Origin of the sequence: Marinobacter sp. MMG032 (genome assembly GCF_040112695.1) — a bacterium.
GTDB classification, from domain to species: domain Bacteria; phylum Pseudomonadota; class Gammaproteobacteria; order Pseudomonadales; family Oleiphilaceae; genus Marinobacter; species Marinobacter salsuginis.
Genome location: NZ_CP157802.1, coordinates 997,109 through 1,010,845, shown reverse-complemented (window position 1 = coordinate 1,010,845; position 13,737 = coordinate 997,109). Strand labels below are relative to the sequence as shown.

The window sequence follows — 13,737 nt, the reverse complement described above, 5'->3', positions numbered from 1 at the left end:
CAGTCTGCTCTGAATTCATAAAAAGATTCTGTGTAGAATCTACCCCACGTTTTTAGACGGATGCAACCGTTAATTGCCGGTTTTTTTCTGTCACCCTTCGAATCAGGAACAGTGAGCATTCAATGACGAAAGCAAAATGGGGTTCTCTCGGACTGTCACTTCTGATCGTAATCGCGTTGGTGGTCTGGATGGCGACCGGTGAGGTGAAGGTCGCCAGTGACGAGGCTCCGGAACGTCAGGATGGCGGCGATGGTCAGCTCACGACGGTTCAGGTGGAAACCCTGGCGGCGCGGCTTCATGAGCCGGGACTGATGCTGCAGGGCCAGTTGGAGCCCTGGAATTCGGTCACACTGAGTGCCCAGGTGCCAGGCCGGGTGGAATCCCTGGCGGTGGGTCTCGGTGAGCAGATTCGGCAGGGGCAGACGCTGCTGACGATATCGGATGAAGGGCGAAGTGCTGCAGTTTCGCGCTGGCAGTCGCGGGTTCGGGAGCTTGAAGCGGACCTTCTGGCCGCCCGTCGGCTGCGTGCCAACAACCTTGCTTCGGAGTCGCAGATCCTGAGTCTGGAAAGTGAGCTTGCGGGGGCGGAAGCGGAACTGACCAGTGCCCGTCAGGCGGTCAGTCACCTCACCCCCAAGGCACCATTTGACGGCACGATCAACAGCAAATCGGTGGATATAGGCGATCTGGTGCAGGTGGGGTCTCCGCTGTTTGAGCTGGTGCGCGTGGATCGACTGAAGGCCACCGCGCGGATCCCCCAGCAGTCTGTGGGTGATGTGGCGCCCGGCCAGGCGGTTCGTGTGGATTTGCTGGATGGCAGTCGTCTTTCTGGCGTGGTGACCTTTGTCGCCAGCGCCGCCTCCCCGGAAACCCGGAGTTTTGCTGTTGAAATCGCCGTTGAGAATCCGGATCGCAAGCGGGTTGCGGGTGGCAGTGCCAGCCTGCGGGTGGCGTTGCCGGAGGTGAAGGCCATGTTTATCTCGCCTGCTTACCTGTCCCTCGGTGACGATGGTCGCCCCGGTGTGAAGTACGTGAACGGCGAGAATCGCGTGGAGTTCGGTGAAGTGAAGCTGTTGAGCGTGTCCACCGAAGGCGCCTGGGTTACCGGTTTGCCGGATGAGATCCGGCTGATTACCCGCGGTGGCGGATTTGTCAGCATCGGCGAGCAGGTGGTGCCCGTTGATGCCGCCGAAAACAGGGGGTAGGGCAGATGCGCAGCCTGATCTTCGCCGCCATTGACCGCAGCCGGACCACCCTGCTCACGCTGCTGTTCCTGATTCTGGGCGGTATCGCCGCGTTCCAGACCATTCCCAAGGAAGCCAACCCCGACGTCACCATTCCGATGATCTATGTGTCCATGACCCTGGACGGTATCAGCCCGGAGGACGCTGAGCGTCTGTTGGTGCGCCCGATGGAGCAGGAGCTGCGTTCGCTGGAAGGTATCAAGGAAATGCGGGGAACGGCCTCGGAGGGCCATGCGTCGGTCATGCTGGAGTTCGATGCCGGGTTTGATCCGGACAAGGCGTTGCAGGATGTGCGGGAGAAGGTGGATACCGCCCGTACCAAACTGCCCCAGGAAGCGGATGAGCCCAGGGTGAACGAGATCAACGTGTCCCTGTTTCCGGTCCTGTCCGTGGGTCTCTCCGGCCCATTGTCGGAGCGCGAGCTGATCACCATTGCCCGCCGGTTCCAGGATGCCATCGAGTCCATTCCGGAAGTGCTGGAAGTGGAGATTGGTGGCGATCGCGAGGACCTGTTGGAAATTGTGGTCGATCCCCAGGTGCTGGAGAGCTACGGAATCGACTTCGATCAACTGGCTTCCCTGGTAACGCGCAACAACCAGCTGGTCGCTGCAGGCTCTCTGGATACCGGAAATGGCCGCATGGCGCTGAAGGTGCCCGGAGTGATCGAGACCATTGAGGATGTGATGTCCATGCCGGTCAAGGTGGACGGCGATACGGTAGTCACCTTTGGCGATGTCGCCATGCTCCAGCGCACCTTCAAGGACCCCACCGGCTTTGCCCGTATCAACGGCGAGCCGGCGCTGGTGCTGGAAGTGTCCAAACGCTCCGGTGCCAACATCATCGAGACCATTGCCCAGGTCCGTCAGTTGATCGAAGAAGCCAAACCGCAGTTGCCGGATTCCCTGGAAATTCGCTACATCATGGATCAGTCCGAAGAAGTGCGGGATATCCTCAGTGACCTGCTGAATAACGTGCTCACGGCCATCGTGCTGGTCCTGATCGTGGTTATCGCCGCCATGGGGCCCCGTTCAGCGGTGATGGTGGGACTGACCATCCCGGGCGCGTTCCTCACGGGTATCCTGGTGATCTGGAGTATGGGGCTCACACTCAATATCGTGGTGCTGTTCAGTCTGATCCTGGTGGCGGGCATGCTGGTGGATGGCGCCATCGTGGTGTCCGAGCTGGCGGATCGGAACCTGTCGGAAGGGCAGACGGTCAAGCACGCCTGGGCCGAGGCGGCGAGCCGCATGGCCTGGCCCATTATTGCGTCGACCGCAACCACCTTGGCCGTGTTTGTACCGCTGCTATTTTGGCCGGGCGTGGTGGGAGAATTCATGAAATTCCTGCCGCTGACGGTGATCATCTGCCTGATCGCTTCCCTGGCCATGGCGCTGGTGTTCCTGCCCGTGCTGGGTAGCACCAGTGGAGGCCGGCGCGCGCGCCAGGGAAACTTGCAGGGGCGCCTGATGCAGGGCTACCGGCAGCTGCTGGCACTGCTGCTCAAGTCACCAGGGCTGACGCTGATAGGCGTGCTTTGTGTGATCGCCGTGATCTATGCGGCCTATGCCCGCTTCAACCACGGGGTGGAGTTCTTCCCCAGTGTGGAGCCGGATTCCGCCCAGGTGCAGGTGAGGGCGCGAGGCGATCTCTCGGTGTGGGAGCGGGATGCCATTGTGCGGGAAGTGGAGCAGCGGCTGCGGGGTATGCCTGAGGTAAAGGCCCTTTACGCCCGCTCGATGGTCCAGACCAGCTCACAGTTGGCGCCGGATGTTATCGGCGTTCTGCAGTTCCAGTTTACTGACTGGTTCACCCGGCGACCGGCCAGTGAGATTCTCGAGGACTTCCGGGAATTGACCTCCGATATTCCTGGCATTGAACTGGAATTCCGCAAGCAGGAGGGTGGTCCTGCAGAAGGCAAGCCGATAGAGCTTCAGGTGAGCAGCCGGGAGGCGAACAGCCTCAATGGCTACGTGGACGAAATCAAAGATCGAATGCGCGAACTCGGTGGCTTCGTGGATATTGAAGACGACCGGAGCCTGCCCGGTATCGAGTGGCGACTGCAGGTAGACCGGGAAGCCGCTGCTCGGTTTGGCACCGATGTCCTGGGTATCGGAAGTGCCGTGCGCCTGGTTACCAACGGATTGAAACTGGCGACCTATCGCCCGGAAGACGTGCGGGACGAAGTGGACATTGTGGTGCGCGTGCCCAACAACTGGCGGGAACTGGACCACCTGCAACGCCAGACCATCCATACCTCACGGGGCCAGGTGCCGCTTTCAGAATTCGTGGATCTTCGCCCGGGTGACAAGACCAACAGTATTGTCCGGGTGGATGGCCAGCGGACCGTGACGATCAAATCTGATCTGGCACCGGGCCGTCGTGTGGACGAGCTGCTGCGGGCCCTGCAGGCGGAGATGCCAGAACCACCCGAGGGTGTTTCGGTGAAGTTTGCCGGCGAGAACGAGGATCAGCAACAGGCCTCCAACTTCCTGGCGACGGCCTTCCTGGTGGCTATCGGGTTGATGCTGTTGATACTGGTGACACAGTTCAATTCGATGTACCAGACCTTCCTGATTCTGTCGGCGATCGTACTGTCGACGGCGGGCGTGCTGTTGGGCCTGCTGTTCACGGGCCAGTCGTTTGGCATTGTGATGGTGGGAATGGGCACGATTGCACTGGCGGGCATCGTAGTAAACAACAACATCATTCTGATCGATACCTATAACCAGATGCGCAAGGACGGCATGGAGGCCTATGAGGCCGCCCTGGAAACCGGTTGCCTGCGTCTGCGGCCGGTTCTGCTTACCGCGATCACCACCGTGCTGGGGCTCATGCCCATGGTTCTGGGCGTCAACGTGGATTTGATTACGCCGTCCCTCGGTCTGGGCGCGCCTTCTACCCAGTGGTGGACCCAGCTTTCCAGTGCCATCGCCGGCGGACTGGCATTTGCAACGGTGCTGACGCTGTTGCTCACGCCGTCGTTGCTGGTATTGGGCAACCGGGCTGGCCAGGCCTTTGGTAGTCTCACCAGCCGGTACAGAAGCGTTTGATGCCCATGCAGAATCCGCTGAGTGTTCTTTATCGGGATGAGTATCTTCTGATTGTCCACAAGCCAGCTGGCTTGCTGGTGCATCGAAGCCCCATCGACAGACACGAAACCGAGTTTGCCCTGCAATATGCCAGGGCGCTGAATGATGGCGAGCATGTCTACCCGGTACATCGACTGGACCGGCCCACCTCGGGCATCCTGGTGTTTGCCAGGGACAGCGATACCGCTCGCACGCTCGGTATGGCAATGATGGCCGGGGACGTGGCGAAAACCTATCTGGCCATGGTGCGTGGCTGGCCTCCGGAGCATGGAGAGATCGATTATCCCCTGAGGGAAGAGCCAGAAGACCGGCGCCTGAAAGGGATGGAGCAGCCGGTCCGGAATGCGCTTACCCATTACCGCACGTTGGCGACCACCGAGATACCGGTGGAAATCGAGAAATACCCGACCAGTCGTTACGCGGTGGTAGAACTGTGCCCAAAAACAGGCCGGAAGCATCAGTTGCGAAGGCACATGAAGCATATCAATCACCCGATGATTGGCGACGCAAATCACGGCCGGGGCCGACACAACCGTTATTTTGCCGAGCGTTTCGGTGAGGGGCGTCTGATGCTGGCGGCGACGATGATGGCCTTTCGCCATCCTGTTTATGGTGAACCCCTGACGGTTAGTGCCGCGCCCGAGGCAAGCTTCCTTGAGGTGTTATCAATATTTCCCGGGTTTGATGCGCGCAATCACCTGGAACAATAACGACTGATGAAGTCGGAATAGGGAAGCGGTTTGCTGTAACGGTAGCCCTGGAGGTAGTCGCAGCCTTTCTCGAACAACCAGGCTTCATGAGCTTCGCTTTCTACCCCTTCGGCGACCACCGAAAGCCCGAGCCCCCTGGCCAACCCGATGATCGACAGGGTGATTGCGCAATCGTTGTCGTCATCAGGGAGGTTGTTGATAAACGATCGGTCGATCTTGATGCGGGAGAAGGGCAGGGTTTTTAACCGTGACAGCGATGAATAACCGGTGCCGAAATCATCAATGGCAAGCTCCGCACCCGCCTCTACCAGCTGCTCCAGAATACGACCTATCCCACCGAAATCGCCCTGGATCGAATCCTCGGTCACTTCAAACTGAAGGGCACTGACTGGCATATCCTGGTTCTTGCAGATTTCCCTCACCAAATCCGGTAATTCCGGCACCAGTACCTGCTCGGCGGAGAGATTGACGGATATGGTGGGTAAGGGAGTGTTCTGTTCTTTCGCCTGACGCCAGTGGGCGCAGACGTTCTTGAGTACACAGGCGCCGAGTTCGTACATCAGCCCGGCACTGCGCGCTACGTCGAGAAACTCGATCGGTGACAGCCAGCCCCGCTGTGGATGCTTCCAGCGAACCAGCGCCTCGGCACTTTCCAGCTGTGTTCCCGTGCGGTCCATGATTGGCTGGTAGAATACATCGAGGCCGTTGGTTTTGAGCGTTTCCCGCAATTCGCTTTCCAGCGCAAATCGGGAGCGTGCTGTCATCTGGATTTCCGAGTCGAACAGCGTGGATCGGTCCCGGCCCTGCCTTTTGGCATGATACATGGCCGCTTCGGCGCCGCGGAGAAGCTCCTCGGGTTCACGACAGTCGCCCGGGAAATGACAGATACCCACGCTGGCACTCACGTTCAGGTCCTGGTCGGACACCCGGATTGGCTGGCGGATCCGGGTCTGGATCTCTTGGGTGACTTCATCAAGAAACCCGGGCAGGGTGTAGTTGCGGATGACGAGGGCAAACTCGTCCCCGCCAATTCGGGCCAGGAAGTCCTTGCCTGCCAACTGGATGTCTTTAAGGCGCATACCGATGTCGGCGATCACCTGATCGCCCGCCTGGGGGCCCAGTCCATCGTTGATGGTCTTGAGGCGGTCAACATCGATCCAGAGCAGCGCCAGGCTGCCGGTACCTCGACGTTTGATCTTGCGCACCAGGTGGCTCAACCGGTCGCGCAGCGAATCTATGTTGGCGAGGCCGGTGAGAGAATCGTAACGGCTGACGTAATCGAGGGCACGCTTGGACCTAAGCCACGCTTCGTGGGTGTTCATGAGGCTTATGGTGTCAGCAATGGCCGCTGACAAAGAGATGTCAGGGACCGACCAGTCACGTCGTTCACTTGACTCAAGGCAGATCACCCCGCTGAGGTGCTCGCCGTCGAATATGGGTGCATCCAGCATGGATTGGATGTTCTGGATTGACAGATAATCCTGGTCGAATGACCGAGTGCGGATGTCATTGCGGGCATCCTCCACGGCAATGACCCGTTCTTCGGTGATGGCGCGGAAGTATTCCGGGTGGTCTGAGCGAAACAGGTTGAACTCCGAGCCATTCTGCGCGGTGCAGCTATTGCGGCCGGGCAGCTCTTTGTCATGAAGCCACTCGCAGGTGATACGGTCCCGCTCCGGCGGAAACAGCCATACACTTGCCCGTTTTACACCCAGCAAGCGGGTGCACAGCTCCATGAGGGCTGCCAGCTTCCGGGGCCGGGGCATTTCGATAAACCTGATGTTATGGCTCAGTTCCATCAGTGACCTGTGATGGGTCACCAGGACTTCACTGTCACGCATGGCAGGGCTCAATATGGTGTGCCTTTACTGGAAATACGAACGGTCCTCGGTGTCGGTTCGGCCCAGAGGTCAGGTTGTTTCTGAGCTTCCTAAAGAATATGGCAGCTGTTGTTATGGGTGTCCACTTTTACAGGGTATCGGCCAGAGAGTCCCTGGCGTTACGGTCTTCGTTGGTTAAATCTTGCTGTTTGAGCTCGTAGAGCTGTGGCCAAGGATGGTTAGCCTCCAGCGTGTAGGCGATATCAAGAAGCGTAGATTCGCCCCCATGACGGCCCATAAATTGAACGGATACCGGCAGATGATCGGGGGTTCGCCCCGCGGGTATGGAGATTGCCGGTGCGCCCGTGGCGTTGGCCAGTGGGGTGAAGCTGACAAACTGGCGCAGCCGCTCGAACAGGGTATCGAAAGGTACGTCGGGGCTCAGGTGACCAAGGGTGGGCGTTGTGTGGCCGAGCACCGGCGTGAGCACGGCATCGAAACCTGCCATGGCATGGGCGTAGTCGTGCCAGGAGCGCCTGAGCCGCCAGAGTGCGGCGGGGAGGCGCCAGAACTGTCGTCTGAACATTCTGTCCAGCCCGTTGGTTAGCCCATCCGTTCTGCGTTTGTCGAAGTCCGGGTGAAGTATTTTCCGGCCGTTGGTCCTCACACCGAAAGCAAGCAGGGCCCAGTAGAGAGCAAAATCTTCAGGAAAGGCGCTGTGCACGGGTACGGGGACAGGTTCAATCCGGTGCCCGAGCCTTTCCAGTCTGAGAGCGGTTTCTTCGACGGTCTGGCGAGTGATGTTGTCGGTTTTATGGCCATTGATGGAGTCCAGCACCAGGCCTATCCTCAGGGGCCGACCTGAAGGCCCTTGAATGTTACCCACTGCTGGCAGCTTCGGGTTCCGGTAATAGCTTTGTGCCTGGTCGAGAAAATTGGCCGTATCCCGCACCGAACGGGTCACCACGCCTTCGCTGATTATGTTGATGGGCAGGGAAGCGGCCGCCTCGTTATCGATCAATCGTCCTCGTGTGGGTTTGAGGCCGACCAGGCCGCAGCAAGCGGCCGGAATGCGGATGGAGCCTCCGCCGTCATTGGCATGGGCAACGGGCACCACGCCGGCGGCCACCAGGGCTGCTGAACCGCCGGATGACGCGCCAGATGAATAGGCGAGATTCCAGGGGTTTCTTGTGGCCGGTCCATGGGCAGGCTCGGTGGAGGCGTTGAAGCCGAATTCAGGCAGCGTGCTTTTGCCAAGGCACAGGAAACCCTGGCCAAGCAGTTGTCGGGCAAATGGGCTGGTATCGGAAACCGGTGTTCCAGGCACGGCCAGAGAGCCCTGGCGTGTGGCCAGTCCTGTCACGTTGGTGTTGTCTTTGATAAAGGTCGGAACGCCCCGGAACAAGCTCTGGGCACCCGCCTTGCCCTCTGCGTCGCATCTTGAGGCGGTTTGGAGTGCCTCGTCGTAGTTCGCCAAAGCCACGCCATGGATCAGCGGGTCGGCTGCCTGGGCCCGGGCGATGGCAGCGCGGGTGAGTTCTGTGACCGAAATCTCCCGGTTGCGGATTCTCTCTGCCAGGGCTGTTGCGTCATCGCGCCCCATCACGTCGTTGCAGAATGCATGGCAAGACTCAGGGATTTCGGGGGCACGCATAACAGAATTCTCCGGCAAATGACTGATCCACTCTAATGCATTTAAAAACGTGATGACATGTCATTTTAGGAAGGGTTGGCCCCAGAGTGACCTGACTCCCACCCCAAACCCTTTTCACAGACGCCTACAGATAATAAGCTGTCGGCCTCAACCCGTTGTAAGCGATCCTGATGGAAGTTATTGAACCCCTCGTACGCCACTTTCTTGGCATTTTCTTTCTGATGATCGGTCTGCAGTTTGCTGGCCGGAGCCTCGGCTTGTATCAGCGTATGCACTTTTCGCACATTAACTATGGTGAGCGAGGGACTGCGCCCTGGTGGCATCGACAGATTTTCAATGTCTTTCGTGCGCTCATTCTGGGTGTTTGCGTGGTGCGCATTTTTGTCGATGTTGACGGCTGGCTGGGCGTTTTCGGCCCGCTCTACGGCTCGCCCGTTTTGCTGGCCGGCATGCTGCTGTTGATCGGCTCATATACGGCCGTAAACTATCTGCAGGCCTACATGCACGAAGACTGGCGCTCTGGGATTGATCCGCGCAAGGATCAGCGCAAACTGCTGACAGGCGGTCCGTTTGGTCGCTCGCGGAACCCTCTGTTTATGGCTGTGATGGCGGGACAGCTCGGTTTTTTCCTGGCGCTGCCCAGTGTGTTTTCCCTGGTGTGCCTGGTGGCCGGTGTGCTGGTGATTACCCGCCAGGCCCGCGAGGAGGAGAAGGCGCTGGCGGACAAGTTCGGCGAAGATTACGAGCGTTACCGGGTGCGCGTACCTCGTTGGTTCTGACCCGATAACCGGAAATGGCACTACGCGGATTTTTTCCGCGCTTCCTTGATCACATCGTAGGCATGACTGATTTCGCGGGTGCGTTCCTCCGCCATCTCCCGCATGCTTTCCGGCAATCCCCGGCCCGCGAGTTTATCCGGGTGGTTCTCGCTCATCAGCTTCCGGTAGGCCTTCTTGAGTTCTTCATCACTGGCCGACGAGGACACCCCCAGAACCTTGTAAGCATCGCTGATCTGATCCGCTGACGAAGGCTGGCCGGCGCCGGCCCGGTGGGTGTGGGCGCCCCGAAGCATGGCTTCAAGTTGATCCACCTGGCTCTCTGGCAATCCCAGCCCACGGGCTATCCGCACCAGCATTTCGTGTTCGGCCGGATGTATCTTGCCATCCGCAGCCACCGCCGATACCTGAACCTGCAGAAACATCTGCAGGAAGGCCGGCTGCCGCCCGCTGGCCTGGAGAAAGCGGTTCAGCTCGGCATCCAGATCAAAGTCCGGCTCCTTGCCCCGGTTGAAGGCGGCTTTGGCCTTTTCCTTCTGGTCTTCATTCAGGCGGAAGCGCACGAACATGGCTTCGGCCATCTGGATTTCATCCCTGGATATTACGCCGTCCGCCTTGCACAGGGCGCCCATTACCGCGAAGACGGATTCAATAAAGCCGGACTGGATGCTCTGGAGCTTGCCAATCAGCCGGCGTTTGAGAAGGTTCAAGAGAAAGGCGCCAATCGCCGCACCGATCAGAAAACCGGGGAATTTGCCGAAGGCGTAGCCAATCAGGCCGCCAATTATGATTGCAAACAGCATTAAGATGTCCTTAACAGGGATGAATCAGCCCATAGAATATACGTGTTTTTCAGGCCGGCTTCATGAACAGGCTTTCATCGACTTCATCGATCTGCGCCGGTTTCAGGTGCTGGTTGGCGTAACGCTTGTAGGCGCCTGAACGAATAAAGAGCTGGAATACTGCCCGGTCGATGTGTCCGTCTTCAACCATACGGGCCATAATGGTAAGGGATTCTGTCAGGGTTTTGCCGTCTTTGTAGGGGCGGTCTACGGCGGTCAGTGCTTCGAACACATCGGCGACCGCCATGATCCGTTCGGGTATGCCCATCTCCGCCGCTGTCAGGCCGCAGGGATAGCCCCGGCCATCCATGCGTTCGTGGTGGGTTCCCGCCAGCCGGGGGACATTGGCAAGGCGGTCGGGCAGTGGCAGTGCGTCCAGCATACAAATGGTCTGCACAATGTGTTCGTTGATCTTGAAGCGCTCTTCGTCTGTCAGCGTGCCCTTGACCACCGTCAGGTTGTGCAGCTCCCCGCGGTTGTAGGCGTACGCGGGCAGTTCCATATCGAAACCCCAACGGTTTCTCGGGTCGTCTTTTTGGACCGGAGGAATCTGGTCGCCCCAGGGCCGGAGATGTTCCGGTTTGTCGGCTAACAGCTTTTCCGGGCAGGGCAGTGGTGGTTCCGGACGGTCCTCCAGGGCATTCCTCTCGTCGGGAGACAGGCCGAGGCGGTCACTGAAATGACGCATCCAGGTTTGTTCTCCAATGCTGCGGATTTTTTGGATGTCCTCTTCGGCCATGAACTCACCGCCCTGATTGACTGCTGCAACCAGACGGAACTCTTCCTGCAGTCTGGCCCGGGTAGCCTGGCGTTCCCGGTCGGCGTCTTTCTCCTCATCACCGGACAGCACGCGGTTGAGGTAACGGATCTCGGCATCACGGTGCAGTACTTCGAACCGAGTACGGATCTCGTGGATGCGATTGTGGATGGTCTCCAGCTTGACCGCCTTGTCGACCACATACTCGGGGCTGGTGATCTTGCCGCAGTCGTGGAGCCAGGCGGCCAGTTGGAATTCCTGGAGTTGCTCGTCGGTCATGGTGAACGAGTCAAAGGCCTGCTCGTTGCTGGCGATCGCTTCATCAACCAGCATCTGGGCGAGCTTGGGCACCCGCTCACAGTGGCCGCCGGTGTAGGGTGATTTGGCGTCAATGGCATTGGCCACGAGCCGGATGATGCCCTCAAGCAGCGCCTGCTGGCTTTCTATGAGTTCCCGGGTTTCGATGGCAACGGCGGCAGAGCCGGCAATTTCGTCCACGAAGACGATCAGGTCGTCGCTCAGTTGGGTGTGGTCGCCCAGCTCCATTTCGATCGCCAGGACACCGATCAGCTGCTTGCGACGGTTTCTGAGAACTGCAAACACAGGATGCCCGGAGATCTGCTGTCGCAGCAGACGGATAATCTCGTTATCGTCGAGTTCCGCTCGCACATCCACGATGGTGTCCGGCAGCTGAAGGTCCTGGTTGACCGCCAGTGAGAGTTGGTTCCTCTGGCGCGCAAACAGGTAGATGCCGCCGCGCTTCTGGCCAACAATATGGATAATCTGCTCAAGAATGTCCCGGAGCAGATGATTCAGGTCCTGGCCCCGGTTCAGCACGGTGGCGATGCTCTGGAAGCTTCGGATGGTTTGTGCCATGTCGTCCAGGGCCACACTCAGTTGGCGTGCCTCGCGGATGTGGGAGTCGGACCGGACCGCAGTATCGAAACGGAACCGTGACAGCCGGCTAACCTGGTCGGTCAGGTGCTCCAGGGGACGGCCGACCCGACGACCCAGAAACCAACCGATGACCAGAAGCAGCAGAGCAATGAGCCCCGCGATCATGGTTTGCCGGGCAAGGGCTGCCCAGACGTCAGCCAGCAGCTCGTCTGATGGAATCGCCACGGCAATGCTCAGCCCTTCCTGTTTCAGGGCACTGAGAGGCTCGGTCATTCCATACCAGTCTTTGCCTTCAGCACTGAACCGGGTAACAAAACTGTCCGCCATGAGCTCTCCTCGCCGGTCCAGGGCCCCTGAAATCGCCGGCCCGGGCTCTCTCGCGTTCCCGGAATCCGCCAGAACTTCCCTATCCTGGTTCACGATGGCGATCCGGGTGTTCGCTGTCTGGCGAAGCTCTGCCAGTTGGTTGCTCAGATCGGTCACGGTGACATCGATGCCGAAAATGGTATCCGGGCCGCCGGTTTCCGCGGATGCCCGGCGCGAGAGGGTGATCCCGGTTTCCTGGGTGGTAAAGAACGCGTAGGGAGCGGATAGCTCCGTGGAATCCGATGCCTTGGCGGCATCGAACCAGGGGCGCGTACGTGGATCGTAGTTGTATTCGGGGACTGGTCTCTGTTCAATCAGTTGCATGTTGGTATTGAAGAAACGCCATTGGCCCGGTGTTCCGTCACCTCCGTGGGTGATCGTCTGGAGTAGAAAACGGGTTTCGTTCGGCGCATCGGGAAACTGGAGTGTTCCGGAACTTCGAACCTTGCGCAGGAGAATAAAGTCTCCGTTCTGGTAACCGGCATAGACGGCGCTGACAATGTCACTACTGGTGAGTATGTCAGCCATTACCGGAAGCCGGTCGAGACGTTGCGACAAGGTCTGTGCACCTGCGAGGCTGTCGTGGCTGAGCACGGCAAGGGCGGTCGACGGCGGTGCGGTGATGGCCTGGATACGGTCGTCAACGCTGACAGCCAGTTGCCGGGCGGTGGCGCCGGCGGCAGACACTTTGGCCGATTCCATGCCCCGGAAACTCTGGCCAATAAGAACAATCGTGAGGACCAGCATGCCCAGGGTAATGGCCGATGCAATCAGAAGGGCCAGCGAAACCTGGGCCGACTGGCGTTTTCGATGCATGGATGATCCTTACCGGTGTAGATTGGCGTAAAGTGCCAGAGATGGCTCGTCTTACTGACAGCCTAGACGCTGGCAGGCGTTTTTTCCGTTTTTTTAGGTGGGATAAGTAGTTATGACTCAGGACCTGTTTGGCGAACAGCCTCCGGAACAGACCGTTGAGCCTCTGATGGAGGGGGCGGTGGTGCTGCGCCAATTTGCGCTGACAGACGCTGAAAGGCTCCTGGAAGGTATTGAAAAGGTCACCTCAGAAGCGCCACTCAGGCACATGAAAACCCCGGGCGGCCATTCGATGTCTGCGGCCATGAGCTGCTGCGGGAATCTTGGCTGGGTCACCGATCGCCAAGGTTACCGGTATCAGTCCGAAGATCCCGAATCCGGCAGACCATGGCCTGCCATGCCGGCTGTTTTTCGAGAACTTGCCAGAAGCGCTGCAGACACCGCCGGTTTCGAGGGGTTTGAGCCGGATGCCTGCCTGATTAACCGATATCAGCCCGGGGCAAAAATGGGGCTGCACCAGGACAAGGATGAAGAGGATTTCAGCCAGCCGATTGTGTCGGTTTCCCTGGGTTTGCCCATTGTTTTCCAGTTCGGCGGTCTGAAGCGCAGCGAACGCCCGATGCGGGTGCCCCTTGGTCACGGTGATGTCGTGGTCTGGGGTGGCCCTGCCCGGATGCGCTATCACGGTGTGCTGACACTCAAGGCCGGAGAGCATCCGCTGACAGGCGGTTACCGTTACAACCTCACGTTCCGGCGGGCCAGGTAAAAA

General features: G+C 59.1%; 9 protein-coding genes. 5 read left to right on the top strand and 4 right to left on the bottom strand.

The window, feature by feature from the left end; genetic code table 11:
- Positions 1-122: 122 nt before the first annotated feature.
- Genes ABNF92_RS04590 through ABNF92_RS04580 form a run of 3 tightly spaced genes read left to right on the top strand, consistent with a single transcriptional unit; the run spans position 123 to position 5,043 of the window.
- Positions 123-1,205, top strand: a complete 1,083-nt coding sequence (locus tag ABNF92_RS04590; protein WP_349343577.1) for an efflux RND transporter periplasmic adaptor subunit — start codon at positions 123-125, stop codon at positions 1,203-1,205.
- A 5-nt stretch (positions 1,206-1,210) separates the two neighbouring features.
- Positions 1,211-4,294, top strand: coding sequence for an efflux RND transporter permease subunit (locus ABNF92_RS04585; RefSeq protein WP_349343576.1), 3,084 nt, complete (start codon positions 1,211-1,213; stop codon positions 4,292-4,294).
- 5 nt (positions 4,295-4,299) lie between these two features.
- Positions 4,300-5,043 carry a pseudouridine synthase gene (locus ABNF92_RS04580; RefSeq protein WP_349344059.1) on the top strand — a complete coding sequence of 248 codons (744 nt, stop codon included), beginning with the start codon at positions 4,300-4,302 and terminating at the stop codon, positions 5,041-5,043.
- Here the strand turns inward: ABNF92_RS04580 and ABNF92_RS04575 are convergent.
- Together ABNF92_RS04575 and ABNF92_RS04570 are read right to left on the bottom strand one after the other, a co-directional pair.
- Positions 5,028-6,884, bottom strand: a complete 1,857-nt coding sequence (locus ABNF92_RS04575; RefSeq protein ID WP_349343575.1) for a sensor domain-containing phosphodiesterase — start codon at positions 6,882-6,884, stop codon at positions 5,028-5,030. The genes ABNF92_RS04580 and ABNF92_RS04575 overlap by 16 nt on opposite strands.
- A 127-nt stretch (positions 6,885-7,011) precedes the next feature.
- The gene (locus tag ABNF92_RS04570; protein ID WP_349343574.1) at positions 7,012-8,517 is read right to left on the bottom strand and encodes an amidase; all 1,506 of its coding nucleotides are present in this window, start codon (positions 8,515-8,517) and stop codon (positions 7,012-7,014) included.
- Positions 8,518-8,687: 170 nt separating this feature from the next.
- Between ABNF92_RS04570 and ABNF92_RS04565 the strand changes: the two genes are divergently transcribed.
- Complete coding sequence (locus tag ABNF92_RS04565; protein ID WP_349343573.1) at positions 8,688-9,296, top strand: isoprenylcysteine carboxylmethyltransferase family protein; 609 nt, start codon at positions 8,688-8,690, stop codon at positions 9,294-9,296.
- A 20-nt stretch (positions 9,297-9,316) separates the two neighbouring features.
- On the opposite strand, the gene djlA is transcribed toward ABNF92_RS04565, so the two are convergent.
- On the bottom strand, positions 9,317-10,096 hold the full coding sequence (gene djlA, locus ABNF92_RS04560; protein ID WP_069183890.1) for a co-chaperone DjlA: 780 nt from the start codon (positions 10,094-10,096) through the stop codon (positions 9,317-9,319).
- Between the two features lie 49 nt (positions 10,097-10,145).
- Positions 10,146-12,971, bottom strand: a complete 2,826-nt coding sequence (locus ABNF92_RS04555; RefSeq protein ID WP_349343572.1) for an HD domain-containing phosphohydrolase — start codon at positions 12,969-12,971, stop codon at positions 10,146-10,148.
- Between the two features lie 112 nt (positions 12,972-13,083).
- On the opposite strand from ABNF92_RS04555, the gene alkB reads away from it, so the two are divergent.
- The gene (gene alkB, locus ABNF92_RS04550; protein WP_349343571.1) at positions 13,084-13,734 is read left to right on the top strand and encodes a DNA oxidative demethylase AlkB; all 651 of its coding nucleotides are present in this window, start codon (positions 13,084-13,086) and stop codon (positions 13,732-13,734) included.
- The last annotated feature ends 3 nt before the right edge of the window (positions 13,735-13,737 follow it).

Excerpts from the sequence above, each read along its gene's own strand:
- ABNF92_RS04590 (WP_349343577.1), top strand. The coding sequence starts at position 123 with ATGACGAAAGCAAAATGGGGTTCTCTCGGACTGTCACTTCTGATCGTA.
- ABNF92_RS04585 (WP_349343576.1), top strand. The coding sequence starts at position 1,211 with ATGCGCAGCCTGATCTTCGCCGCCATTGACCGCAGCCGGACCACCCTG.
- ABNF92_RS04580 (WP_349344059.1), top strand. The coding sequence starts at position 4,300 with ATGCAGAATCCGCTGAGTGTTCTTTATCGGGATGAGTATCTTCTGATT.
- ABNF92_RS04575 (WP_349343575.1), bottom strand. The coding sequence starts at position 6,884 with ATGCGTGACAGTGAAGTCCTGGTGACCCATCACAGGTCACTGATGGAA.
- ABNF92_RS04570 (WP_349343574.1), bottom strand. The coding sequence starts at position 8,517 with ATGCGTGCCCCCGAAATCCCTGAGTCTTGCCATGCATTCTGCAACGAC.
- ABNF92_RS04565 (WP_349343573.1), top strand. The coding sequence starts at position 8,688 with ATGGAAGTTATTGAACCCCTCGTACGCCACTTTCTTGGCATTTTCTTT.
- djlA (WP_069183890.1), bottom strand. The coding sequence starts at position 10,096 with ATGCTGTTTGCAATCATAATTGGCGGCCTGATTGGCTACGCCTTCGGC.
- ABNF92_RS04555 (WP_349343572.1), bottom strand. The coding sequence starts at position 12,971 with ATGCATCGAAAACGCCAGTCGGCCCAGGTTTCGCTGGCCCTTCTGATT.
- alkB (WP_349343571.1), top strand. The coding sequence starts at position 13,084 with ATGACTCAGGACCTGTTTGGCGAACAGCCTCCGGAACAGACCGTTGAG.